The organism is Mesorhizobium sp. P2_E6 (assembly GCF_056403835.1).
Map to the genome: position 1 here is coordinate 17,989 of NZ_JBFUEQ010000019.1, position 24,884 is coordinate 42,872.

A 24,884-nucleotide genomic window follows, 5' to 3' on the forward strand; every position below is an offset into this window, starting at 1 on the left:
AACAAGGAGATAGAGCGGTTCGGCGTTTCCGTGAAACGATGAACCGCTCTGATGAAGGGAGCGCGGCATGACCGCCACCGAAGACACCTCTCCGGCAACGGAGGTCGCCGCCACGCACTCCGGTTTCGTTGCGCTGATCGGCGCGCCAAATGCGGGCAAGTCGACACTGGTCAACCAGCTGGTCGGCGCCAAGGTGTCGATCGTCACCCACAAGGTGCAGACGACCCGGGCCATCGTGCGCGGCATCGCCACGCATGACAATGCGCAGATCGTCTTCGTCGACACGCCCGGTATCTTCAAACCCAAGCGGCGGCTCGACACGGCAATGGTGACCACCGCCTGGGGCGGCGCCAAGGATGCCGATATCGTGCTGCTTTTGATCGACGCCGAGCGCGGCATCAGGGGCGATGCCGACGCCATCCTTGAGCGGCTGAAGGATGTGCGCCAGCCGATGGTGCTCATCCTCAACAAGGTCGATCGCGTCAAGCATGAGGCGCTGCTGGCCCTGTCGGCTGCAGCGAACGAGAAAGTGCCGTTCAAGCGCACCTTCATGGTCTCGGCGCTGACCGGTTCCGGCTGCAAGGACCTGCTCGACTATCTCGCCGAAGCCCTGCCGGCCGGCCCCTGGTATTATCCGGAAGATCAGATTTCGGACCTGCCGATGCGCCAGCTAGCGGCCGAGATCACCCGCGAAAAGCTTTATCTGCGGCTGCATCAGGAACTGCCCTATTCCTCCCATATCGAGACCGAGAAATGGGAAGAGAAGCCGGACGGCTCGGTGCGCATCGACCAGACCATCTATGTCGAGCGCGACAGCCAGAAGAAGATCGTCCTCGGCCACAAGGGCGAAACCATCCGCGCCATCGGACAGGCGGCTCGCATGGAGATCGCTGGCATCCTCGAACAGAAGGTGCACCTCTTCCTGTTCGTCAAGGTGCGCGAGAACTGGGGTGACGACCCCGAGCGCTATCGCGAGATGGGGCTCGAATTCCCGCGCTAATCCCGGGGATCGATGTAGTGCTTGCCGCCCATGCACCGATGACTTGATGTCGCCCTGTTGGCGGGGCTTTCGCCGCTCCCCGAGCGCCGGCAATACGCATCCGCGCCGCCGACCAAAGGTGCGGCGCCCCGCTTCGGACACCGCGCTCATTGCGCGCCTAGACAGCGCCAGCCGCGGCAAGCTGCGTCCTTTGGCCGGCGAACGAAGCTCTCGGTGCCGTAGTAGGCGACGATGGCGACGGCGATGATCGCCCAGATGGCCACGCCGATCCACTGCTGCTGCAGGTAGTCGCCGCCGGTGAAGACCTTGCCGAGGAAGCGCACGCTGTTTTGGTGCGTCACGTGCATGATGAAGGCGAGCAGCACGCTGCCGGTGTTCTGATAGAGCCAGGTGAACACAATTCCGGCCAGCACGACGTTGATCGTGCTGTAGAGGCTGAGGTCGCCGACCAGGCCGAGCGGGAAGTGCCAGATCGCCCAGATCACGCCGAGGATCAGGCTGCCGGTCAGTGCTGAATGGCTGGCGAGAAGACGTGGCGTCGCAAAGCCGCGCCAGCCAGGCTCTTCCCCGAGCGGGCCGCTGAAGACTGCGTACAGCGCTATGATCGGCAGCATCTCGGAGAGGGCCGGAATATTGCTCCAGGCCGGTGCTGCCGAGCCAAACAGCGGATTGATCAGGATCGAGATCAATTGTGTTCCGAAGGGCAGGCCGAATGCCACCAGGTACCACAACGGGTGAACCCGCCATTTCACCATCGAGGCGAGGATTGCCTTGACCGAACCCCAGCCGCCGGACAGGGCCGCGACGATGAAGCCGGCGGCCATAGGACCGAAGGTGAACCAGGGAATGCTGTCGCCATTCGACAGCCAGAATGGGATGAACGCCAGCCAGGTCAGGCCAAGCGCGAGCGAAAAGAAGGCGGTCAGCTGGTGCCTTCGCACCAGGCTCGGGACGGAAGTCATGTCGGTCCTCTCAGCGGGCAGATTGGTCACGAGAGGTCGCCGGGCTGCCCGATCGGTCGACATGCATCTGGAGACGAGCCAGCCGAATTGTTCGGCAGGCCGTGCCGACCGCATCGGCCAACCCGGGTCTATTGGCACCGGCGCGGCCAAAAATCCCGAGCGGTTTCTGAAAGAATTCCGATATTTCCGCTGGACAGACATCGCTCCGCTGTCTTGTCGCTACAGGACGATCCGCATCATTGGCGCGCGACCAACTCACACAGAATCGTCTTGATCGGTTGGCTGCCGTCATAATCAGCGACGCGACAGCGCTCCGGCGGGTTCGATCGCCTCGGCAAAAGCAAAACTGGCCGGGCAGGCGTCGCCCTGCATTTCGGCGCAGCGCCAGAGCGCAAGTGGCGGACGGATGCCATCGGATGGTCGGTGGGTGAAGAAATATCCAGCCAGCTTTTCGCCGAAAGCAGGCGCATATTTTGCGTGCGGAGCGCAATCGTAGAAATTTGATGTCAAAAAGTAATAATTAGCCGCGCAATTATCTGAAAATATATTGAATATATGACGTTGTTCCAATTGTGCTAACTTCCAATATGGAAAGTGTTATTTGTGCAACACAGCATTAATCTGTTGATGGAAACGGGATTATTTCCGGAATCGTCATTGAAGGCAGAAGGTCGATGGGTATGTTCGCCGCGGAAAAGGGCGAGCGGTGCGCGCCTTTTTCATTGTGGGGGTGAGGCGGGACAACATTGCCGCCAGCCACAAATCCGAAGCCATTTAAAACTATGACTGGAGAGTCAGAAAATGAACATCAAGAGCCTCCTTCTCGGCTCAGCCGCGGCACTGATCGCGGTCAGCGGCGCGCGCGCGGCTGACGCTGTCGTCGTCGCCGAACCGGAACCGGCCGAATACGTCAAGATCTGCGACGTCTACGGCGCCGGCTATTTCTATATCCCGGGCACCGAAACCTGCCTGCGCATCGGCGGCTATGTCCGTTATGACATCGGCGTCGGCGATGCCGGCACGTTCGATGGCGTCAACCACGTTCCGGACCACCAGAGCGCCGGCGACACGCACTCGACCTACTACAAGAACACCCGCTTCACGCTGAAGACCTGGACCGGTCAGGAGACCGAGCTCGGTACCCTCAAGACCTACACCGAGACCCGCTTCAACTACGGTAACAGCAGCGGCGACTATCTCAACCAGGCCGCCTCCAATGCGGACGACTGGCAAGGCCGCAACAAGTCTACCTCGCTGCGTTTCGCTTGGATTCAGCTCGGCGGCCTGCGCGTCGGCAAGGACGATACGGCTTTCGATACGTTCATCGGCTATGCCGGCAACGTCATCCAGGACACGCTGGTTCCGTATGGCGGGCAGGAGAGCAACGTCGTTCAATACTACTTCGACGCAGGCAACGGCCTCACGGGATTGGTCTCTCTCGAAGAAGGCGCCGGCAAGGGCGGCACCATCGACAGCTATGTTCCGCATGTCGTCGGCGGCTTGAAGTACAAGAGCGACTGGGGTGCGATCACTGGCGTCGTCGCCTATGACAGCAACTACGAGGAAGCGGCCGGCAAGGTTCGTTTGGACGTGAATGTCACCAAGGAACTGTCGCTGTTCATCATCGGCGGTTACGGCACGGACGACAACCTCAACGATCCGACCAACGCTATCAACGCTAAAGGTCGCGGCTTCTACAAGCAGTGGGGCGGCAACTGGGCAGTCTGGGGCGGTGGCACCTACAAGTTCAACGACAAGACCGCGTTCAACGCCCAGATCTCTTATGACGACTGGAAGAACCTCGGCGTCGCCGCCAACGTTGCCTACACTGTTGTGCCCGGCTTTACGGTCACGGCCGAAGTCGATTACCTCAATGCTGGAAAGTTCGACGACGCCGACTTCAGCAACTGGACCAAGGCCAACAAGAAGAGCAGCGTCGGCGGCATTCTCCGCTTCCAGCGCTCGTTCTAACGGATCGATTGATCTCACCCAACCGCCGGCAGCGTTATCGCTGCGGGCGGTTTTTTGTGCACTGTGCTGTACCGATCTGTCAGTTGAGCCAAACTCCATACCTTGATTTCGCCATCCAACCGGTGAAAAGCTCTGGAAATGGAATGGCGCGACGAGGGAATCATTCTCGGCACCCGCAAGCATGGCGAAACCAGCGCCATTCTCGAGGTGATGACACGCGCGCATGGCCGTCATCTCGGCCTGGTGCGTGGCGGCCGCTCGCGCAAGCAGCAGCCCGTCCTCCAACCCGGCAATCGCGTCGACCTGTTGTGGCGGGCGCGGCTTGACGAGCATCTCGGCACGTTCCAGGCCGAGGCGATCGAGATGAACGCCGCCCGGCTGATGGACAGCGCGGTGGCAGTCTATGGGCTGCAGACCATGGCCGCGCATCTGCGCCTGTTGCCCGAGCGCGACGCTCATGAAGGTCTCTACGAAACGCTTGCCGTGATGATCGTCCATCTCGACGATGCCGACGCTGCCGGCGAACTGGTGGCGCGCTTCGAGCTTCTGGTGCTGGACGAACTCGGCTTTGGCCTCGATCTCAGTCAATGCGCCGCCACTGGCGTGCGGCAGGACCTTGCCTATGTCTCACCCAGATCCGGACGCGCCGTGTCTCGTGAAGCAGGCTTGCCATGGCGCGACAAGATGCTGGCGCTGCCGGCCTTCCTGCAGCGCGGCTCAGGCCAGCGTGGCGATCCGGCGGCGGTCGACGACGCCTTCCGGCTGACCGGCTTTTTCTTCACCCGCCACGTCTATGAGCCGCGCGGCATCGAACCGCCGGACGCCCGCGCCGGCTTCCTTGCCGCACTGCGCAAACACCACGCGCGCAGCAAGACCATAGCCGGAGAGAACGCAGCATGAGCAAGGTCGAATTGTATCCGGGCTGGGTCTCACCGCTCGGCCTCGGCACGATTCCGCATGCCGACATCCTGGAATACACCGGCCTGGACCTGCTGCAGCGTATCATCGACGGCAAGTATCCGGCGCCGCCGATCTCCTTCCAGCTCAACTTCGCGCTGACCGAAGTGTCGGAAGGACGTGCGGTGTTCCGTGGCGTGCCCAACGAGCGCCACCTCAACCCGCTGGGCAGCGTGCATGGCGGCTGGGCGGCGACGCTGCTCGATTCGGCATTGGGTTGCGCCGTGCAGACGCTGCTCGAAAAGGGTGAGGCCTATACGACCGCGGAGTTCAAGGTGAATTTGACGCGGCCCATTACACCGAAGACCGGCAAGGTGATCTGCGAGGGCAAGGTCGTCCACAAGGGGCGTACTCTGGCGGTGTCGGAAGCGACGCTGAAGGATGCCGGCGGCAAGCTGCTGGCTTTTGGCACCGAAACATGCTCGATCTTTCCCGCGGCCAATCTGGCGGCGCGTTGACTTTCAGGCCGTTTGGCCGCCGCATTTGAATGTCAGTGAGACTGAACGTCAGTGAAAACTGGCCCGGTTTGGGGGAACCGCCATGTTTGAAAGCCTGATCGGCCTTGTCGCCATCATCGCCTTGTTCGTCATCATTTCGCGCCAGCAGAACCGCATCGGCCTGATCGAGCGCGAGCTTGGCGCGCTGCGCAGCTTTGTCCTTTCGGGCGCCGCGCCGCTGGCGGCCAAGCCGTCCGAACAGGCAACCGCCGACAGCGCGCCGCCCGCCGATGTGGCTCCGGCCGTTGCGGCCGCGGCCGATATCGTCCTGCCGGCGGTGAGCGAGGCGGTCGCTGCGCAGGCACCGGTTGCCGAGGCGGAAGTTCCAACCGGCGAGGCCGTGTCCAGGCCATGGGCGCCAAGTGATGCGGCGCCGAAGGCAGCAGAACCTGCCGAGCCGGCCGCGGCAGCGAAAGCCGCCCGCCAGTCGGATGTCGAAACGGCACTCGGCACCCGCTGGGCGGTCTGGGTCGGCGGCATCGCGCTGGCGCTGGGTGGCCTGTTCCTGATCCGCTACACCATCGAGGCCGGCATTTTCGGCCCCGGCGTGCGGCTGACCATGGCCGCTGTTCTCGGCCTGGTGCTGGTCGCCGGCGGCGAGTTCATCCGCCGCACCGGCTTCAAGGTGCCGGTGCAAGGCGTTGCCGGCGCCTATATTCCAGCGATCCTGACAGCGGCCGGTGCCTTCATCCTGTTCGGCACCGTCTATGCCGCCCATGGCATTTACGGCTTCATCGGCCCGGCGCTCGCCTTCACGCTGCTCGGCGCCATTGGCGTGGCGACCATTGCGGCAGCCCTGGTCCATGGTCAGGCGCTGGCCGGCATTGGCCTCGTCGGCGCCATGGTGACGCCGATGCTGGTTGCCTCGCAGGCGCCCAATCCCTGGGCGCTGTTCGGCTATCTCGCGATCGTGCTTGCCGCCACCGGCGTCATCGCCCGCATGCGCGACTGGACGTTGCTGATGGCGGCCGCCTTTTTCGGCACCGGTGTCTGGACCATCCTCTACATGACCGATGCGCCGGGCGCGAACCTCTCCACCATCCTGTTCATCGACGCCGTCACGCTGGCGGTACTTGCGTTTGTCTGGCTCGGCCGTCGTGGCGACGAGGCCGGACCAGCCAGGGCTTTCGACTGGCCGTCCATCGTGCCTGGCCTCTTCGTCGCATTCTCGGCGCTCGGCCTGTCAGTCGACCCGGTCTTCGCCGCAGCCGGCGATGCCTTGCCGGGCGCCGTGCTGATCGCCGCAATGGTGGCCGTCGCGCTTTATCGCCCACTGGCGCTGCCGCTCCTCTATGCCGCAGGACTGGTGACGGTGATGATCTATCTCGGCATCATCCCGCCGACTTCGATCGCCTCCGACTTCTCGGCCGGCGCTCTGGGCGTCGATGGCTTGCCGGTGGCCACGTCCAACGCGCTGACATTGCGTATCGGCATCGCGCTTGGCCTGGTCTTCATAGGCGCCGGCTTCTGGGCCGCCCGCAGGTTCGCCGCCGCGACACAGATCCGCGCGGCCTCATGGGCGGCGTGGGGCGTCATCGTGCCGCTGCTCGTCCTGCTGGCGCTCTGGTTCACCTTCGGCAATCTCGATCGCGACTTTGTCTACGCCGCCGCCGCCGCACTGCTGGTCGTGGTTTTCACGGCCGGCAGCGAGTGGATCGCACGCAGCGAAGAGCCGCCTCTCACCGGCGGCGTGGCGGTGTCGTTTGCCCTGGGCGGTGCGGCCGTCGCCGGCCTCCTGATGCTGCATATGGCGTTCAATTCCGGCTGGACCACCATCCTGCTCGGCGCAGCGGCGATCGTGCCGACGCTGGCGACGCGCTGGCGTTCCTATCCGGTGCTCGGCTGGATTTCGGTTGGCGCGGTGATTGCCGTGCTTGGCCGCGTCGCCTTTGACCCGACCATTGTCGGCGCAGAGTTCCTGTCGACGACGCCGGTCTTCAACTGGCTGCTGCCGGGCTACGGCGTGCCGGCGCTCGCCTTCGGTTTCGCCGCCTGGCAGCTTGCCCGCACCACCAACGGCCGCCCACGCCTCGCCATGGAAGCGGCGGCGGCACTGTTTGCGCTGCTCACGCTCGCCATGCTGGTGCGCCACGCCATGCATGGCGGCGTCATCGACACGGGTGCGATGACGCTCGCCGAGCAGGCGATCTACACGCTGATCGCCATTGGCGCCGGCGCCATCCTTGTCGCCATCGACATGCGCTCGCCAAGCTCTGTGCTGCGCTATGGCTCGATGGCGGCGGGCGTGGTTTCGGTGGCCTTCATCGTCATCCGGCATTTCGTGGTGCTGAACCCGTTGTTCACCGACGAATCGACAGGCCAGATCCCGGTCTTCAACCTGTTGTTCCTCGCCTATCTCCTGCCGGCCATCGCTGCCGGCGGACTGGCGCTCTATGCCAGGGACAAGCGGCCGAAATGGTATGCGCAGATGCTGGCGCTGGTGGCGGCCGTGCTTGCCTTCGCCTACGCCACCCTGTCGGTGCGGCGTCTGTTCAAGGGCGAGTTCATTGGCCTGTGGAGCGGCCTCGGCCAGCTGGAAACCTACACCTATTCGGCGCTGTGGTTGGTGATCGGCGTGGCGTTGCTCACCGCCGGCGTCTGGCTGAAATCGCAGGTGCTGCGCATTGCCTCGGCCGTGCTGATCTCGGTCGCAGTGCTGAAGGTCTTTGTCTTCGACATGTCGGAGCTGGAAGGCGTGTTGCGGGCGTTGTCCTTCATCGGCCTTGGCGCCGTGCTGATCGGCATCGGCCTGTTCTACCAGCGCCTGCTGACGCGGGCGGCAAGAGAGAAAATATCGGTCGGAGAGCAGTGACGACAGGAACTCAATTTAGCCGGGAATAAAACGGCCCGTCATCTCGTTATCTCATTGCTTGGGTGACCGGGGCGGCGGACCGCTTCGCGCTGGCCGCTTGCGCCGCGCCGAGAAGGCGCGTTCAATATCGGATCAACAAGGGCGACCCAGAACCAGCGGTCATGCACGAAAAGAAGGCAGCAATCCTTGGCGAAATACCGCGACTGCGCCGCTACGCACGCTCGCTTGTGCGCGACCGCGATGCTGCCGACGATCTCGTTCAGGATTGTCTCGAGCGGGCGCTTGTCCGGCTCGACAACTGGCAGACGGGAGAAAGCCCCAGGAGGTGGCTGTTTACGATCATGCATCATTTGTTCATCGACCAGATGCGCAAGGTGAACCGACGCGGCGAGGCGACGATGCTTCCGCTGGAAGCAGGCGAGGCGGTGGCCCAGCCTGCCGAGCAGGTGGAGAGCATCGCTTCGCGCGAGATCATCGACGCATTGCAGGCAATCAGCCCCGACCGCCGTGCGGCTCTTGTCATGGTCGCCATCGAAGGGTTTTCCTATGCCGAAGCCGCCAACATTCTGGGCGTCCCCGCAGGCACGCTGATGTCGCGCATTGCGCGCGGGCGTGAGGAATTGCGCGGGCTGCTGGACGACACGGCGCGCCGTCGCGCAATAAGGATCGTCGAGAAATGATCCGCCGCGACTTCTCCGAACGTGACATCCACATGGCGATCGATGGCGAGCTGCCGGCTGACGAGCGCGCCGCCTATGATGCCTGGCTCGACGCCAATCCCGAGATGAAGGCCAGGAGCGCCCGTTTCACCGCCGATCGCACGGCATTGCGCGCCGCCTTCGCCGGCGTGCTGGACGAACCCGTCCCAGTGCGGTTGCGCAAGGTCGTGTTCGGCGAGACGCCGGTCAAGGCTGCGGCCTCGCGCTCGCGCTGGTGGCTTGCCGCCGCGGCGGCCGTTCTTGTGGTCGCCGGCGGGCTTGGCGGCTACCTTGCCGGCATCGACCGCATCGGACAGGAGAATCCGGCCGAAGATCAACTGGCCGAACAGGCAATCGCGGCCCACGTCGTCTTCGCCGCCGAAAAGCGGCATGCGGTCGAGGTGCCGGCCAGCGACAAGGATCATCTCCAGACCTGGCTGTCCAACCGTGTCGGGTTGAAGCTGGTGGCACCGGACCTGACCGCGAACGGTTTCCAGCTGGTCGGCGGCCGGTTGTTGCCGGCCGGAGAAAGCAAGGCCGCGATGCTGCTCTACGAGGACGACAAGGGCGAGCGCATATCTCTCTTCGTCACGGCGCAATCGGCGCAGAATGCCAAGGGCACCTATGCATCGGCGCAAGACGGTCCCCAGGCCGTCTACTGGCTGGACAAGGGCTATGGCTGCGCCGTCGTCGGTTCGCTGCCAAGCGAGCAATTGGCCGTCGTGGCAAAGAGCGCCTATGGCCAACTTCTGGCTGGCCTGGCCAGTTGAAAAGGCGCCGCCTTGATGGCGACGCCAGTCCATAAATAGTGATCCTGTTCAAAGCGTTTTGCATCGCCAGGTTGCCGCCGAATCTGTCACAATTCGGCCCTATTCGAGGTGCGATAGCGCTTTGTGGTCATCAGTATTTCGGCTGATGTCTTGAACGTTTTCCAGTAGGGCATTTCCCACCACCAATCGAGGTTTTCTCAACCCGCATGCCTGCCGAGATCCGCACGGCCCGCGCGTCTGACGTCGATGATCTCGCCGCCATCGAGAAAGCTGTTTTCCAAAGCGACCGTATTTCCCGCCGCTCCTTCCGCCTGTTCATCGAGCGCGAAACCGCCGAGACGCTGGTCGCTGAAATCGATGGCCGCGTGGCCGGCTATGCGATCGTGCTGTTTCGCAAGGGCAGCGGCGTGGCACGTCTCTACTCGATCGCCACCGGTCCCTTCTTCGGGGGACTGGGTGTTGGCCGCATGCTGCTCGGATCAGCGGAAGAGGCCGCCTTCGAGCACGGCCGTATGATGCTGCGTCTCGAGGTGCGCGAAGACAACAGCCGGGCCATCCGCATCTATGAGCAGGCCGGCTATCGCAAGATCGGCCGCGAATCCGGCTACTACGAGGACGGCGAGACAGCGCTTCGCTATGAAAAGACCTTGCGCGGTGACATTCCGATCGCCACCAAGGTGCCGTTCTACCAGCAGACCTGCGAATTCACTTGCGGCCCATGCTGCCTGATGATGGCGATGGCCAATTTCGATCGCGGCTTCGTGCCGGATCCGGTCATGGAAATCCGACTGTGGCGCGAGGCGACGACTGTCTTCATGATGTCGGGACCCGGTGGCTGCGAACCGTTCGGCCTCGCTGTCTCGGGCTACGAAAGCGGGCTCGCGGCGGAGATCTATGTTTCGTTCTACGGCGCGCTGTTCCTGCAGTCGGTGCGCAGCGAGGACAAGCGCCGGGTGATGGAACTGGCCCAGGTCGACTTTCGCCGCCGCGCGGAACTTTACGGCATCCCGGTGAATTACCGTCCATTCACCATCGACGACATTCGCGCCGCGATCGCGGAGGGAAAACTGGTGCTGGTGCTGATCAGCGGTTTCCTTATGTTCGGCAAGAAGGTGCCGCACTGGGTGCTGGCGATCGGCGATGACGGCGACCATATCCTGATCCACGATCCATGGGTCGAGGACGAAAGACAGGAGACCATCCTTGATGCCGCCAACATTCCCGTGCCGTACGGCATCTTCATGAACATGGCGCAGTTCGGCCGCGACGGACTGCGTGCCGCCATCACTCTGGGAAAGCGCGACAGACAATGACCTGGGTCATCCTTACCGGCCGGCAGAGCGATCTCGACCAGGTGGCGACACCGCACAAGATCATCACCAACCGTGACTATCTTGCGCATCCGTCGCTGTTTCGCGGCCAGCGGCCGAAGGTCATCAACCTGTCGAACAATTACGGCTACCAGAGCCGCGGCTACTACGCCTCGCTGCTGGCGGGCTCGCGCGGCCACAAGGTCATTCCGACCGTCGAGACGATGATCGACCTGTCGGAGCGCAAGCTCTACGAACATGCGTTGCCCGAACTGGAACTGGCACTCAACAAATGTCGCAAGGATCTCGGCGGCGCCTTTCCAACCAAGGTCTGCATCTTCTTCGGCATCGGCCCGTCGAAAATCTGGGACCGGTTCGCCAAGCTGTTGTTCGACTGGTTCCGCGCACCGGCACTCGAAGTCCACATCAAGGACAGCGCCGAATGGGCTTCGATCCGCAAGATCGGCTTCCATCCGCTGGCGCGGATGACCGAGGATGAAGAAAAAAGCTTCATCCAGTGCCTGGAGACCTACACCAACCGCGAGTGGCGCGACACCAAGGGCCGCACGCCGGCGCGCTACACCTTCGCCACGCTGGTCGATCCGCATGAGGAATTGCCTCCGTCGGAGATCTCGTCGCTGCGCTACTGGGCCAAGATCGCCGAAAAGATGGGCGTCGAAATCGAGCCGATCACCAAGCGGGACCTCGCCAAGCTCGCCAACTACGACGCGCTGTTCATCCGCGAGACCACCTCGATCTCCAACCACACCTATCGTTTCGCCCGCCGTGCCCAGCAGGAAGGCATGCCGGTGATCGACGATCCACTGTCGATGATCCGCTGCACCAACAAGGTCTATCTCAACGAGCTGATGGCCTACAACAAGGTGCCGGTGCCGCCGACGGTGATGATCGCCGGCAGCTCGGATCTCGAACTGGCGGCGCAGACGCTCGGCTTTCCGCTGGTGTTGAAGATCCCCGATTCGTCGTTCTCGCGCGGCGTCAAGAAATGCGCTGACTTCGAGGAGTTGAAGACGCTCGCCACGGAATGGCTGGAGGATTCCGATCTTCTGATCGCGCAGAAGTTCATTCCGACCGAATATGACTGGCGTGTCGGCGTGCTCGGCGGCCAGCCCCTGTTTGCCGTCCACTATCTGATGGCCAAGAAGCACTGGCAGATCGTCAACCACAAGGCCAACGGCAAACCCGACCAGGGCGGCATCAAGACCTTCACGCTGAAGGAAACCCCGGCGCATGTCGTCGAGACGGCGGTGAAGGCGGCGCGCTGCATCGGTGACGGGCTCTATGGCGTCGACCTCAAGGAAACCAAAGATGGCGTCTTCGTCATCGAGGTCAACGACAATCCGAACCTCGACCATGGCTGGGAAGATTCCGGCGAAAAGGACGAGGTCTGGGTGCGGCTGACGCAGTGGTTCCTGGAGCGGCTGGACCGGCCGGGGCGCTAATTTGATCGGGGGTGGATATGCTGTTCGTCGTGATCGAGGACTTTCGCGGTTGCGATCGCAAGGATATCTACCGTCGCTTCAGCGATCGCGGCCGCCTGAAGCCGGACGAGTTGCTCGTGCACCATAGCTGGATCGCGGCGGATATGAGCCGCTGCTTCCTGCTGGTGGAGGCTGATGACGTCACGCTGCTGCAGCGCTGGGTCATCGAATGGGCCGATCTGGTGGAGTTCGAGATCGTTCCCGTGGCGACGAACAAGGACATGGTGGAGGCATTGAGCGGGCACCTCTGAGAGGCGGCAGTCAACGGCCCTCGGTCAGCGCCGGCGATTTGACCGTGCGCACGCATTCCTCGATCAGCCACTGGCGAAATGCCGCCACCACATCGCGTCTCGCGCTGCGTTCCGGGATTGTCAGGCAATAAGGCTGGCGCAGCTCCAGCGCCTGGGCCAGCGGCCTGACCAGCCGGCCGTCTTCCAGCGCTTCGGCACAGTAGACCCCTTGCGCCAGCGCCACGCCAAGGCCGGAAATGGCAAGATCAAGGGCGGCCCGTGACGAATTCGCCGAAAGGCCGCGTTGCGCTGCCCGGCCAGGCTCGATGCCCATCGCTTCGAACCAGTTGCGCCAGGACGGGAACGACGCGCCCGTTGGGCCCCAGTCGGTGTGGATCAGCGGCAGACCGGTGAGGGCGGTACCGTCCAGATATCTGTTCGTCGCAACGAGATCAGGGGCGCAAACGGGGTAGACGGCATCCCTGGCGATGTCTTCCGTTGCCTGGTCGCGATAGTGCGAACGGCCATAGGAAAGGCGGATGTCGATCAGGTCTCGGTCGAACGATACCGGGTCGTCTTCGCCTCTGAGCGATATGTCGACAGCGCCGTGGGCCGCGACAAAGCCCGCCAGACGCGACGACAACCAGCCCATCGCCATGGATGGCGGGACTGACACGACGAGCCGGGAGCGGAACTCGGCGCCGCCCAGTTCGCGTGACACGCTGCCGATCTCACCGAATGCCGTTGTCAGCCGAGGCAGTATTTCCCTGCCGGCGTCGGTGAGGACGACGCGGCGGTTGACCCGGTTGAACAGCTTGCGGCCCATCTGGTCCTCGATGGTCCGGATCAGCTGGCTGACCGCGGCAGCCGAGATGGACAGCTCCTGGGCTGCCGCGGCAAAGCTGCCGGAACGCGCCGCCGCTTCGAAAGCCTGGAGTCCGCGCAAGGATGGAAAAGCGATCATGCTGCCCGATAGATAAGTTGACCTTATCTAAATCGCATAATTCATCGTTTTCAGAAAGCTTTCTTGTTGAATACGATATGGGCGTCGACATTTTCGAACTCCGGATGACGCCAGTGGACCATCGCGACGTAATCGCATCGTTGACGCAGCAAGAGCGCAATCGCCTGACCGCCAAATCAGACGTCGCGGGCCTTGTCCAACTTGGTGCTCATTGGGGTGCGATCATCATCATCGGATCGCTGATCGCCGCCAAGGTCCCGTTCTGGCCGCTGCTGATGCTGCCGCAAGGCATCCTGATCGTCTTCCTGTTCACGCTGCTGCACGAGACGGTGCATCGCACGGCCTTCGAAACGCAGTGGCTGAACGATGCCGTGGCGCGGGTGTGCAGCCTGGCGATCGGGCTGCCTGCGGACTGGTTCCGCTATTTCCATTTCGCCCACCATCGATACACCCAGGACCCGGACAATGATCCGGAACTGGCTTTCCCCAAACCGGAGACATGGAGGCAATACCTCGTCCATGTCTCCGGCATCCCGGTGTGGTGGGGGCACCTCAAGACGCTTTGTGGCAATGCGAAGGGCCGCGGCCGGGAAGGCTATGTGCCGCCAAAAGGCTACGCCAAGGTGCGCGTCGAGGCGCAAGCCATGCTTGCCTTCTATACCGGGGTCATTCTGCTGGCCGTCTATTTCCGGCTTACGGTGCTCCTCTACGTCTGGATCGTGCCGGCCTTGCTCGGGCAGCCATTTCTGCGCCTCTATCTCTTGGCCGAGCATGGCCGTTGTCCATTCGTCGCCAACATGTTGGAGAACACCAGGACCACGCTGACCAATTGGCTGGTGCGCAAGCTGGCGTGGAACATGCCGTTCCATGCCGAGCATCATGCCTATCCCGGCGTGCCGTTTCATCAATTGCCGGAGTTTCATGCGCTGATCGAGCGGCATCTGAAGATTGTCGAACCGGGCTATGTCAGCTTCCACGAAAAATACATCGAGACATTGCGCTGATGCTGCGCGGTTGCATACCGGTCGCGCCCTGCTTGAAGACGCGACCGGTACGACGGCTAGATTTGCGCAATACCGCCGTCGACGAACAGCTCGGCGCCGGTGACAAAGCTGGAATCGTCCGAGGCCAGGAACACGGCCGCCTTGCCGATCTCATCGGGATCGCCGAGCCGGCCCATTGGCACCTGGTTGGCAAGGAAATCGAGCAAACCCTTCTGGTGTTCGGCCTCAGGTCCGGCAAGCTCGGCGAGACCCGTTGTACGGGTCGGACCGGGACTGAGAATGTTGACGCGGATTTGCCGCTCCTTCAGGTCGAGAATCCAGCTGCGGGCAAAATTGCGCAGGGCCGCCTTCGACGCGCCATAGACGCTGAACGCCGCCGCGCCAGTTGAGCCGGTGGTCGAACCAGTCAGGATCACCGATGCACCGTCCACCAGCAATCCAAGCGCCTTCTGCACGGTGAACAGCACGGCTTTGACGTTGCGGTCGAATGTTTCATCATAGTGCTGTTCGCTGATCTGCCCGAGCGGCAGCATGGAACCGCCGCCAGCATTGACCGAGAGCACGTCGATCCGGCCGCTTTGCGCTTTCACTTTGGAATAGAGTCGGTCGAGATCGGCGAAACTGGTCGAGTCGGCCTGGATGCCGGTGGCGTTCTTCCCGATTGCCGTGACGGCCTTGTCGATCTCGGCCTGGCGCCGTCCGGTGATGTAGACATGGGCGCCTTCAGAGGCGAAGCGCTTGGCGATGCCAAGGCCGATGCCGCTGCTGCCGCCGGTAACCACGGCGATCTTTCCTTCGAGTTTCCGTGTCATTTTCGTCACTCCTGTTGTCGGTGACAGAGACATATGGACAGGTAGTTCTTTTCGAAATAGCAATGTTTGCAAACAATCGTTGCAGGATTGGTGATGTCGAAAGTTCCGGACTTCGAAGGATTGGCCATGTTCGCCAAAGTCGCGGAGGAGCGGTCCTTTGCTGCCGCCGCGCGCGTGCTCGGCCTGTCGGTGGCGACAGTATCGCGTGGCGTCAGCCGACTGGAGGAGCGGCTTGGCGCGCGGCTTTTCAACCGCACGTCGCGGCGTCTCGCCCTCACGGATTTTGGTCATCGTCTCGCCGAGCGGGCGTCGCGCCTCTACCGTGACGCGGAGGATGCCGAGAATGCGGCACGCGAGCTGTCGGCCAGTCCGCGCGGCCTTGTACGTCTGGCCGTGCCGATGTCGTTTGGGCTGCGGTGCGTTGCGCCGTTGCTTCCTGATTTCTTCAAACTCTACCCCGACGTGTCGATCGATATGCATCTGAGCGATGCGGTCGTTGACCTGGTCGGTGATGGGTTCGATGCAGCACTCCGGATTGCCGTCCTGCCGGATTCCTCGCTGGTTGCGCGGCGCCTGTGCAGCATTGCTCCGTTCATCGTCGCGGCACCGACCTATCTCGCCCGGTATGGCCGTCCAGGCACGCCGCGCGACCTCGACGCGCATCATTGCCTTGGCTATGCCTATCGTCCTCGGCAGGACGTCTGGCATTTCAGCAATGCCGCGGGTGACAGGGAGGCCGTCACGCCCTCCGGGCCATTGCGGGTGACCAATTCTGACGCGCTGGTTCCAACAGTGCTGGCCGGAATGGCGATTGCCGAGCTGCCGGAATTCATTGCCGGCGAATACCTTGCCGATGGGCGCCTGGAAGCGATCCTGACCGACTGGACTTTGCCGAGGGGCGCGCTGTATTTCGTCACGCCCTCAGCACGCTCGCGCCCCGCCAAGGTCGAAGCCGTCGCCGGTTTCATGGCCGCGCATCTGTCACAGCCAAGTTGGCCAGGGCCGAAATAGCGGGTACCGCCGGTTCAACCGGATTGCCCGAAGGCGGCGACGGTTGGCATCAGCAGGCGCTGAATATCCGCCGCCCTTGACGGCAACCCGATCAGATAGCCCTGCGCTTCGACACAGCCATTGACGCGCAGAAAGTCAAACTGCATCTCGGTCTCGACACCCTCGGCGGTGACCGTGATGCCGAGCTCGGCGCCCAGCCCGATAATGGTGCGAACGATTGCTGCTGTGTCGCGATTGCCGATGTCGCGGATGAACGAACGGTCGATCTTGATCTTGTCGACCGGAAAACGCCGGAGATAGCCGAGCGAGGAATAGCCGGTGCCGAAATCGTCGAGCGCAATGCGGATGCCCAGCCCTCGCAATTGACGCAACGTCTTCAGCACGGTCTCGCTTTCGTCCATCAGCACGGTTTCGGTGATTTCCAGTTCGAGCCGGCTGGCCGGGACGCCGGAGAAGGCCAGCGCCGAGATGACGCTGCGGGCAAAGCCGCCGCTTTTGAGCTGCACGGCCGAGACATTGACCGCAATGCGCAGGGAAGGCCAACTTGCCGCCGCCACGCAGGCTTTCCTCAATGCCCACTCGCCAAGCGGCACGATCAGCCCGGTTTCTTCGGCGACGGGAATAAAGTTGTCCGGCGCCACCGTGCCGCGTGTCGGCGAATGCCAGCGCATCAAGGCTTCCGCGCCGACGATCCCGCCGGAGCCTATGTTCATGATGGGCTGGAAATCGAGATCGAATTCGTGGCGCGGCAACGCTGTCTCAAGGTCGACCTCAAGCGCCCGGCGCGCCTGCACCGTGGCGTCCATTGCTGGCTCGAAGAATCGGTAAAGGTTGCGTCCTTCGCTCTTCGCCCGGTACAGCGCCGTGTCGGCGTTCTTCAGCAGCGTATCGGCATCCCTGCCGTCGTCGGGGAAAACGGCGATGCCAAGGCTGATGCCGACATGCATCTCCCGGCTCTTGTCGCGAAACGGTTGTGCGATCGCCTCGACGATACGTTTCGCCAGCTTTTCCGCGTCGGCAAGGTCTTTGAAGTTGGACTGGATGATGACGAACTCGTCACCGCCGAAACGGGCGACGATGTCTGTTTCATCGCGCAGGCAACGCCGCAGCCTCTCGGCCACGCTTTTCAGCAGCCAGTCGCCGGCCGGATGCCCCAAGGTGTCGTTGATCGCCTTGAAGCGGTCGAGATCGAGAGAGAAGATCGCCAGCGGTGAAGTCGCATCCTCCAGCGCCTGGTCGAGCCGTTCGCGAAGCATCGAACGGTTGGGCAGTCCGGTCAGCGTGTCGTGATGCGCAAGATGGGTCATGCGCTCCTCGACCAGCCTGCTTTCGGTGACGTCGTCGAACGTGGCGACCCAGCCGCCACCACTCATCGGCCGACGCGCGATCATCAGCGTTCGTCCGTCGGCAAGCTGACGAGGGGTCGATCGCGTCTGGCCGATCTGCAGGCGGGCTTCAGTTTTGAGGACCTCGCCATCGATATCGATGGGCGGATAGACACCCAGGCGTACAAGCCGCTCAAGGAGTTCGCGCAGACCCATGCCCAGCGGAAGGTCTGCCTCGCTGACACCATAGAGCTCCAGAATGCGTTGGTTGCGCACGATCAGCCTGCCGTCGGCGTCATACATCAGCAGGCCTTGCGACATGTTGGCAAGTGCTGCGTCGAAGCGGCGATGCTGCTCCTTGAGATCCCGTTCTGCGCGTCGCTGTTCGGTGATGTCCTCGTAGATGGAGACCCAACCGCCCGAAGCCAGCGGGCGATGCGAGATGTTGATGATACGACCGTCCGACAGCGTCTCCTCGTAGGTCGAGGCTTTGGCCTGGTCGATATAGGGCTTGCGGATGGCGTAGAGTTCTTCGGCGCTTTGCGAGGCGATGCCGATGTCGACGCTGTGGCGCAGGATGTCGAGGAACCGGATGCCGGGCCGCATCACCTTGGGGTCGAGGCAGAAGATGTTGATGTAGTTGACGTTGCAAATAATCATGCGCTCGTCGGCGTCGAACATGCACAGCCCATGCGACATGTTCTCGACCGCAGCCGAAAAGCGTTCGTTCTGTTCGCGCAGTTCGTCTTCAATGGAGCGCGGCCGATCCATGCCTTCGGCCCCCGGTTCCGGGACGGTCGAACCATCCTTGGCATCAGCGACGGGCATAAGGCGCCTGCGGATCGTGATCGAACGGGCTAGTGTGGTCGCCGCCGGTTAATTTAGCGTTTTTCAGCCGATCACGGGTGCTGGAACCTGGTGGCGCGACTTCTCGATTGCCGAAAAGCGCTTCAGGAACGCATTTTGCGCTGAGGTCACCGAGCGTGGCGTGAAATCGAAGCGATCGGCATTGAAACCGCGCGGACGGCCGAAGAATTCGGTCGCCTCGGCAGTCGAAAAACCGGCAAGCAGCGTTGCTTCGAAATAGGCGGCGATCTGGTCGGCGCGCTTGATCTCCTTGCGCAACGCAGCAGCTGGTTCCGGCGGCAACGAGAAGCGCAGATGGATGGCGCGCTGCAATCGCAATTCACAGTCCTTGTAGCTGCCGCCCATCACCGATTTGAACGGCGAGATCATGTCGCCGATGACATATTCGGGGGCATCGTGCAGCAGCGCCGCCAGCCGGGCGTCGGCCGAAGCCGCAGGCACCAGGTCGCAAAACAGCGCCTCGACAAGCAGCGAGTGCTGGGCGACCGAAAAGGCGTGCTCGCCTCTGGTCTGGCCGTTCCAGCGGGCAACGCGGGCGAGCCCATGCGCGATGTCCGAAATCTCGATGTCGAGCGGCGAGGGGTCGAGCAGGTCGAGCCTGCGGCCGGACAGCATGCGCTGCCAGGCGCGTGGCGGCGCGCCGACGCGATCGGCCGCCATCAGGCCTCCTCCGCGCTGACGGCTTCCTGCGGAAAGCTGAACTTCGCCCAGGCGGGGATGGTCACGGTAACCGGCACGTCGCCCGCCATGATCGGCTGGCCGGCGTCGAGCGCCGCCTTGACCCTGTCGATGCGGGCAATGGCGAGCCCGGTCGTGCCGGCGTTCGAGCCGAGCGTGCCGACGGGCCGCCCCTCGACTGTCAGTTCGGTGCCCGCGGCGGGCAGGGGAAGTCCGGCCTGGACGATCAGCACGCGCCGCCTGGCCGTACCGCGGTGCTGCATGCGCGAGACAACCTCCTGGCCGACATAGCACCCCTTCTTGAAACCGACGCCGCCGGTTTCGTCCAGCAGCACGTCGTGCGGGAAGGCGTCTCCAAGTTGGTAGTCGCTGCCGCTTTCGGCAATGCCGCTGGCGATCCGGGAGGCCTGCCATGCGGCAAGGTCGCTCCGCTCATCCGCGTGGCCATAGCAACGCGTGACGGCGCCGTTCGCAAAGCGCGTGTCGGCGGCCGTTGAATCAGATTGTGAGGGCGTTGACTCAACTCCCCATGCGACGGTGACAAGCGCCTGATCGGCTTTGGCAATCTCGACCTTGGCACGCAGCTTGTAGAGCGTCAGCCGGCGTTCGAAATCATCTGAAATGTCGGCCCGGCATTCGAGCCTGAATGCATTCTCGCCAGCCCGCGAGATCAGGAAATCGAACAGGATCTTGCCTTGCGGCGAAAGCAGCGCGCCAGGTTTTGCTTGGCCGGGTGTCAATACGTCGAGATCGGTGGTCAGGATGTTCTGCAAGAAATGCTCGGCATCAGGCCCCGAGACGGAGATGAGCGCGCGGTCTTTGAGCTGGGCAAAGGGCATTGGCGAAAGCAGCCTGATCTTGCAAAACGGTCGGCCTTTACGTAAGCCGCTGGCACTCCCCCTGCAAGAGAGCATGGCCATGACCTACGACCTCATCCTGACAGGCGGCACTGTGGTCAACCATGACGGCGAAGGGGCTCGCGATGTCGGTGTGAAGGACGGCCGCATCGCTGCCATCGGCGATCTCGGCCAGGCCTCGGCCGGCGAGACGATCGACTGCCGCGGCCTGCATATCCTGCCGGGTGTCGTCGACAGCCAGGTCCACTTCCGCGAGCCGGGACTGGAGCACAAGGAAGACCTTGAGACGGGGTCGCGGGCGGCGGTGCTGGGCGGTGTCACCGCCGTTTTCGAGATGCCCAACACCAATCCGTTGACTACGAGCGAGGCAGCGCTTGCCGACAAGGTCCGCCGCGGCAGCGGTCGCATGCACTGCGATTTTGCCTTCTGGGTTGGCGGCACCCGCGAGAATGCGAAAGACGTCGGCGAACTCGAGCGGCTGCCGGGTGCGGCCGGGATCAAGGTTTTCATGGGCTCCTCCACCGGCGACCTCCTGGTCGAGGACGATGAAGGCGTCGCTTCGATCCTGAGGAATACCCGCCGCCGCGCCGCCTTTCACTCCGAGGACGAATTCCGGCTGCGCGAGCGTCAGGGCGAACGCATCGACGGCGACCCGTCATCGCACCCGATCTGGCGCGATGAGATCGCCGCCTTGCGCTGCACCGAGCGGCTGGTGCGCATCGCGCGCACTGTTCGCGCCCGCATCCATGTGCTGCACATCTCGACGGCCGAGGAGATCCTGTTCCTCCAGCAGCACAAGGATGTCGCAACCTGCGAGGCGACGCCGCACCACCTGACCCTGTCGGCTGACGATTACGCGCGGCTCGGCACGCTGATCCAGATGAATCCTCCGGTGCGCGACATCAGACACCGCGACGGCGTCTGGCATGGCATTGCGCAAGGCATCGTCGACGTGCTCGGCTCCGACCACGCACCGCACACACTGGCCGAGAAAGCCAAACCTTATCCGGCCTCGCCGTCGGGGATGACCGGTGTGCAGACGCTGGTGCCGATCATGCTCGACCATGTCAACGCCGGCCGGCTGACGCTGCAGCGCTTTGTCGACCTGTCCAGCCACGGTCCGCAGCGCATCTTCGGCATGGCGAGAAAAGGTCGCATCGCCGCCGGCTACGACGCCGATTTCACGATCGTCGACATGAAGCGGCGTGAGACTATAACCAACGCGCAGGCCGGCTCGAAAGCCGGCTGGACGCCTTATGATGGCAAGCAAGTCACCGGCTGGCCGGTCGGCACCGTCATTCGCGGCCGCCGCGTCATGTGGGATGGCGAGATCGTGGCGCCGGGCCAGGGCAAGACGGTGGAGTTTTCCGAGGCATTGCCTCGCTAGGCCCCAACCTCCCGCAAGGCGGGCCAAAAAGGCTCAATCGCCGGCGACGAAGAATGTCCACTGTCCGGTGGGCGTGATGCCGACGCGGTAGAAGATGTAGGCGCCGAACTGCTTCATGTCGTCGAAATCGCCGGCGGTGACGATCTTGAACAGTTCGACCCGTTGCTTGGCGTCGAGCTTGTCCAGTGGCAGCGCGAAGAAATACGGCCACACATAGAGTTCTTCCGGCTTGCCGGCATCGAGGTGGACGTAGCCGGCATTGAGCACCTCTTCCAGGATGGCCAGGATCTCCTGGCCGTCCGGGTCGCCCGAGAGACCCTTGAGGAAGGTGATGGCGTCGCCGTCTATATCGGTCAGCGACAATTGTGTCGTGCTGTCGCCCGTGCCGATCAAAGGCCGCAGCTTTTCGATGTCGCCGCTTTTGCAGGCTTCGACGATCAGGTCGTGCATGCGCCGTACCGGTTCCGGCAGCTTGCCGAGATCGTAGACGACCTCGGGCACTGGGGTTTCCGGATCGACGCGCGGCCTGGTTACGCCGCCGCCGCTCGGCGGGCTGTCCGGCTCGGCTTCGTCAGGGCCGGCCGGCTTGCTGGTTGGAGGCGGCGTTCCGACCGGGTCGGGCATTGGCACTGTGCTTCCCGGCGGCGACATGTCGTCGTCCGCCGGCGGCGTGACGGGTGCGGGGAGCTCTTCGCGCTTGATCTCGCTTAGCGCATAAGCGGGGCTGCTGACGAGAACCAGGGGAATCGCGGCACAGCCAGCGGCGAAGCAGATGTAGAGGACCAAGCCAACCGGCTTGCCTGACATCGAAAAACTCACTGCCCGTTTCTCCCTGCTTCCGGGCATGACGCCCGAGCGGCATTCTGCCGTCAAAGAACCGGATGTCGGTTCAGTGCCGCAGCCGTTCAGGTTCGAAGGCGCCAGCAATCACCTTTTCACGCATACGGTCGAGCAGGGCAAGGGCCGAGGTCTCACCATTGGCACGCAACATCTCGCCGAAGGCCGTCTCGAGCGCTGCCTCGGCAATGATCTCGGGCTCTATACCGGCGGAGAGACCTTCCGCCCAGGCTTCGCTGTGGCTTTCCACGGCGGTCAGGCGCTTCTCTTCCCTGACCAGCGCGTCGATGTCGTTGACACCATGTTCCATATGCGATGTCCACCCTTTCAAGCGGCGATCCGTCGATGCGGATCAGGCTTGATCTGTTCATTTCACACGCAGGGTCAATTAAGTATTTGTAAATACGACATTTTTTTGATCGTTTTTTACAGAGCCCGATTGCCTTGCGCGAAGCTGCGTTCAACTCAGGCCAAACTTAGCCGATTAGGGCGGCCTGCGGGGCGAAAACCTTCAGTTTGAGTTAATTCCGCATTCGCGCGGTAAGGTTTCATTAAGACTGTTGCAGAAGTGCCACACGAGGATTGCACCAAGATGTCACCTGACACAAGTCGGAGGTCCGAATATCTGTGGATGGGCAGTTCGGAATGCCTAGTTGCCATAACGCGAGGCGATGTCGCGCGACAGCGTCTCGCCTTCCTTCATATAGCGGCTGATGGCTTCGGTGGCCGAGGGGGTGCACTGCGTGTAGGTGCCGCCGAAGGAGCGGTAGCCGCGATTGAAGCTGGCGATGAAGCGGGCGCGCCGCTCGGCGTCCGGATTTTCCGAATCGAGCAGCTTCTGCATCTCGACACGCCACTGGTCGCCTTTCTCACCGCACAAATTGCGCAGGAAATGCAGCGATCCCAGAACTTCCGCCAGCCGCATCAGCCCGGGTTCGAACGGCGATTCGGCACTGAACGCCGGCCGCGTCGAGACGGCCGAGCTAACGGCCAGACATACGGCGAGGAGCAGGGATGGACGGTTCATAAGCCTCTTGGCCAAACAGCATTAAGTCTTTGTGGCGAAACAATTTGTCGCCCGCAAGGCGATTTTCAGGGCAGCCCGGCGTTTGCGCCAAGGCCCAGCAAGTCTTCGGCTACCGCGAACACCGAGCCGGCAAGTGGCAGCCTTGCCATCTCGCTGAGCGTATAGAAGGCGGCTGTCTCGGCGTCGTCGCTGGCCACCGCCTCGCCGCCGGCATAGGCGGCTCCGAACACTGTCAGAAGGTAATCGACCGGGTGGGCGTCATCCCTGCCGTCGATGTGGATTTCCCGAAGCGGGTGGTATTCGGTGGCGTTCAAGCCGGTTTCTTCCAGCAGTTCGCGCTTTGCCGCGGCCTCCAGCGTCTCGCCGGCCTCGACCTTGCCGCCCGGAAAGGCATAGAGCCCTTGCGATGGCTGCCGCGCCCGCTTGACCAGGAGCACGGTGTCGCCGCGCACGACGGCCACCGAGACGGCCGGAAGTGTCTTGCGCGCTTGGTTCATGGATTCCCGATCAGGCTCATCTGCAGGCAGGTCTGTTGTGGACCGCCCAGCATGGGGAAGCTTTGGCGATTGCGCAACGCCGGTTCCATCGCCACTTTCAAGCTGAACCAGCCGAAGGGTACCAGTCGACCATGTGCGGACGTTTTGCCTTGACCGCGACACCGGATCGGACCGCCGCCTTTCTGGGCGTGGCGGGGCTTGAGGATTTCCCGGCGCGCTACAACATCGCGCCGACGCAGCCGATCCTGGTGGCGATCGCCGGTGCTCCGCGGGCGCCGGGCTCCAATCTGCCGGACCGCCAGCCGATGCTGGTGCGCTGGGGGCTGATCCCGACCTGGGTGAAGGACACCAGGGAGTTTCCGCTGCTTTTCAACGCACGCTCCGAAGGGGCCGCCGAAAAGGCCTCGTTCAAGGCCGCCATGCGCCATCGTCGTGCGCTGGTGCCGGCATCCGGCTTTTACGAGTGGCGGCAAACCGGGGGCAAGAAGGGGCAACCTTACTGGATACGGCCCAGGCATGGCGGGGTGGTCGCCTTTGCCGGACTGATCGAGACCTATGCCGAGCCGGGCGGTTCGGAAATGGACACCGGCGCCATCCTGACCGTCAATGCCAATGCCGACATCGCCCATATCCACGACCGTATGCCGGTGGTGATCGATCCCAGCGATTTTGCCCGTTGGCTGGATTGCCGGACGCTCGAGCCGCGCGATGTCGCCGACCTGTTGCGGCCGGCGCAGCCTGATTTCTTCGAAGCAATTCCCGTGTCCGACCTCGTCAACAAGGTCGTCAACACCGGACCGGAGATTCAGGAGAGGGGCGAGATCGGGCCGGAGCCCGAGAAGGTCAGGCGCCAGAAGCCCGGCGCGGACGATAGTCAGATGACACTGTTTTAGAGGCGCATGTCGGCTT

25 protein-coding genes are annotated in these 24,884 nt (G+C 63.0%); 14 read left to right on the forward strand and 11 right to left on the reverse strand.

Annotation, left to right across the window (positions count from 1 at the left end; all coding sequences use genetic code 11):
• Positions 1-67: 67 nt before the first annotated feature.
• Positions 68-1,000, forward strand: coding sequence for a GTPase Era (era, locus tag AC1D08_RS31915; RefSeq protein ID WP_379026024.1), 933 nt, complete (start codon positions 68-70; stop codon positions 998-1,000).
• Between the two features lie 146 nt (positions 1,001-1,146).
• On the opposite strand, the gene AC1D08_RS31920 is transcribed toward era, so the two are convergent.
• Both AC1D08_RS31920 and AC1D08_RS31925 read right to left on the reverse strand, forming a co-directional pair.
• Positions 1,147-1,962, reverse strand: coding sequence for a CPBP family intramembrane glutamic endopeptidase (locus AC1D08_RS31920; RefSeq protein ID WP_477425004.1), 816 nt, complete (start codon positions 1,960-1,962; stop codon positions 1,147-1,149).
• Positions 1,963-2,256: 294 nt separating this feature from the next.
• Positions 2,257-2,532 carry a hypothetical protein gene (locus AC1D08_RS31925; protein ID WP_477425005.1) on the reverse strand — a complete coding sequence of 92 codons (276 nt, stop codon included), beginning with the start codon at positions 2,530-2,532 and terminating at the stop codon, positions 2,257-2,259.
• Positions 2,533-2,763: 231 nt separating this feature from the next.
• Here AC1D08_RS31925 and AC1D08_RS31930 point away from each other — a divergent pair, with 231 nt between their 5' ends.
• The 9 genes from AC1D08_RS31930 to AC1D08_RS31970 all read left to right on the forward strand — a co-directional run bounded on the left by AC1D08_RS31930 (position 2,764) and on the right by AC1D08_RS31970 (position 12,730).
• A complete protein-coding gene (locus AC1D08_RS31930; RefSeq protein WP_477425007.1) occupies positions 2,764-3,933 on the forward strand; it encodes a porin in 1,170 nt (389 codons plus the stop codon).
• A 138-nt stretch (positions 3,934-4,071) separates the two neighbouring features.
• Positions 4,072-4,833: a DNA repair protein RecO gene (recO, locus tag AC1D08_RS31935; RefSeq protein WP_477425009.1), complete on the forward strand. Its 762-nt coding sequence runs from the start codon at positions 4,072-4,074 to the stop codon at positions 4,831-4,833.
• On the forward strand, positions 4,830-5,348 hold the full coding sequence (locus AC1D08_RS31940) for a PaaI family thioesterase (RefSeq protein ID WP_457153975.1): 519 nt from the start codon (positions 4,830-4,832) through the stop codon (positions 5,346-5,348). The genes recO and AC1D08_RS31940 overlap by 4 nt, the downstream gene beginning before the upstream one ends.
• Before the next feature lie 82 nt (positions 5,349-5,430).
• On the forward strand, positions 5,431-8,199 hold the full coding sequence (locus AC1D08_RS31945) for a DUF2339 domain-containing protein (RefSeq protein WP_477425010.1): 2,769 nt from the start codon (positions 5,431-5,433) through the stop codon (positions 8,197-8,199).
• Positions 8,200-8,360: 161 nt separating this feature from the next.
• Positions 8,361-8,879, forward strand: a complete 519-nt coding sequence (locus AC1D08_RS31950; protein WP_457153973.1) for a sigma-70 family RNA polymerase sigma factor — start codon at positions 8,361-8,363, stop codon at positions 8,877-8,879.
• Complete coding sequence (locus tag AC1D08_RS31955; protein ID WP_457153972.1) at positions 8,876-9,667, forward strand: anti-sigma factor family protein; 792 nt, start codon at positions 8,876-8,878, stop codon at positions 9,665-9,667. The genes AC1D08_RS31950 and AC1D08_RS31955 overlap by 4 nt, the downstream gene beginning before the upstream one ends.
• A gap of 206 nt (positions 9,668-9,873) precedes the next feature.
• Positions 9,874-10,980: a peptidase C39 family protein gene (locus AC1D08_RS31960; RefSeq protein ID WP_477226249.1), complete on the forward strand. Its 1,107-nt coding sequence runs from the start codon at positions 9,874-9,876 to the stop codon at positions 10,978-10,980.
• Positions 10,977-12,440: a RimK family protein gene (locus AC1D08_RS31965; RefSeq protein ID WP_477226250.1), complete on the forward strand. Its 1,464-nt coding sequence runs from the start codon at positions 10,977-10,979 to the stop codon at positions 12,438-12,440. Before AC1D08_RS31960 ends, AC1D08_RS31965 begins: the two co-directional genes overlap by 4 nt.
• Positions 12,441-12,457: 17 nt before the next feature.
• A complete protein-coding gene (locus tag AC1D08_RS31970; RefSeq protein WP_457153773.1) occupies positions 12,458-12,730 on the forward strand; it encodes a DUF3303 domain-containing protein in 273 nt (90 codons plus the stop codon).
• A 10-nt stretch (positions 12,731-12,740) separates the two neighbouring features.
• On the opposite strand, the gene AC1D08_RS31975 is transcribed toward AC1D08_RS31970, so the two are convergent.
• A complete protein-coding gene (locus AC1D08_RS31975; RefSeq protein ID WP_457153772.1) occupies positions 12,741-13,673 on the reverse strand; it encodes a LysR substrate-binding domain-containing protein in 933 nt (310 codons plus the stop codon).
• A 113-nt stretch (positions 13,674-13,786) separates the two neighbouring features.
• Between AC1D08_RS31975 and AC1D08_RS31980 the strand changes: the two genes are divergently transcribed.
• Entirely contained in the window at positions 13,787-14,677 is an 891-nt protein-coding gene (locus tag AC1D08_RS31980) for a fatty acid desaturase family protein (RefSeq protein WP_457153775.1), read from the forward strand.
• Positions 14,678-14,733: 56 nt separating this feature from the next.
• Here AC1D08_RS31980 and AC1D08_RS31985 read toward each other — a convergent pair whose 3' ends face one another.
• Positions 14,734-15,489: an SDR family oxidoreductase gene (locus tag AC1D08_RS31985; RefSeq protein ID WP_457153771.1), complete on the reverse strand. Its 756-nt coding sequence runs from the start codon at positions 15,487-15,489 to the stop codon at positions 14,734-14,736.
• 93 nt (positions 15,490-15,582) lie between these two features.
• On the opposite strand from AC1D08_RS31985, the gene AC1D08_RS31990 reads away from it, so the two are divergent.
• Complete coding sequence (locus tag AC1D08_RS31990; protein ID WP_457153770.1) at positions 15,583-16,500, forward strand: LysR family transcriptional regulator; 918 nt, start codon at positions 15,583-15,585, stop codon at positions 16,498-16,500.
• Positions 16,501-16,514: 14 nt separating this feature from the next.
• Here AC1D08_RS31990 and AC1D08_RS31995 read toward each other — a convergent pair whose 3' ends face one another.
• The 3 genes from AC1D08_RS31995 to ygfZ all read right to left on the reverse strand — a co-directional run bounded on the left by AC1D08_RS31995 (position 16,515) and on the right by ygfZ (position 20,209).
• Complete coding sequence (locus AC1D08_RS31995; RefSeq protein ID WP_477226252.1) at positions 16,515-18,653, reverse strand: putative bifunctional diguanylate cyclase/phosphodiesterase; 2,139 nt, start codon at positions 18,651-18,653, stop codon at positions 16,515-16,517.
• Positions 18,654-18,716: 63 nt separating this feature from the next.
• On the reverse strand, positions 18,717-19,352 hold the full coding sequence (locus AC1D08_RS32000) for an HD domain-containing protein (RefSeq protein WP_095086537.1): 636 nt from the start codon (positions 19,350-19,352) through the stop codon (positions 18,717-18,719).
• Positions 19,352-20,209, reverse strand: a complete 858-nt coding sequence (gene ygfZ / locus AC1D08_RS32005; RefSeq protein WP_477226440.1) for a CAF17-like 4Fe-4S cluster assembly/insertion protein YgfZ — start codon at positions 20,207-20,209, stop codon at positions 19,352-19,354. Before ygfZ ends, AC1D08_RS32000 begins: the two co-directional genes overlap by 1 nt.
• 73 nt (positions 20,210-20,282) lie before the next feature.
• On the opposite strand from ygfZ, the gene AC1D08_RS32010 reads away from it, so the two are divergent.
• On the forward strand, positions 20,283-21,614 hold the full coding sequence (locus AC1D08_RS32010; RefSeq protein ID WP_457153425.1) for a dihydroorotase: 1,332 nt from the start codon (positions 20,283-20,285) through the stop codon (positions 21,612-21,614).
• A 33-nt stretch (positions 21,615-21,647) separates the two neighbouring features.
• On the opposite strand, the gene AC1D08_RS32015 is transcribed toward AC1D08_RS32010, so the two are convergent.
• The 4 genes from AC1D08_RS32015 to AC1D08_RS32030 form a co-directional block, all read right to left on the reverse strand.
• The gene (locus tag AC1D08_RS32015) at positions 21,648-22,433 is read right to left on the reverse strand and encodes a hypothetical protein (RefSeq protein ID WP_457153426.1); all 786 of its coding nucleotides are present in this window, start codon (positions 22,431-22,433) and stop codon (positions 21,648-21,650) included.
• Between the two features lie 70 nt (positions 22,434-22,503).
• Positions 22,504-22,761, reverse strand: a complete 258-nt coding sequence (locus AC1D08_RS32020) for a hypothetical protein (RefSeq protein ID WP_008874920.1) — start codon at positions 22,759-22,761, stop codon at positions 22,504-22,506.
• Between the two features lie 339 nt (positions 22,762-23,100).
• Positions 23,101-23,478: a TIGR02301 family protein gene (locus tag AC1D08_RS32025; RefSeq protein ID WP_477399512.1), complete on the reverse strand. Its 378-nt coding sequence runs from the start codon at positions 23,476-23,478 to the stop codon at positions 23,101-23,103.
• 65 nt (positions 23,479-23,543) lie between these two features.
• Positions 23,544-23,975 (reverse strand): NUDIX hydrolase, encoded by a 432-nt coding sequence (locus AC1D08_RS32030; protein WP_457153429.1) that lies wholly within the window; start codon positions 23,973-23,975, stop codon positions 23,544-23,546.
• 131 nt (positions 23,976-24,106) lie between these two features.
• On the opposite strand from AC1D08_RS32030, the gene AC1D08_RS32035 reads away from it, so the two are divergent.
• Positions 24,107-24,868, forward strand: a complete 762-nt coding sequence (locus AC1D08_RS32035; RefSeq protein WP_457153430.1) for an SOS response-associated peptidase — start codon at positions 24,107-24,109, stop codon at positions 24,866-24,868.
• The last annotated feature ends 16 nt before the right edge of the window (positions 24,869-24,884 follow it).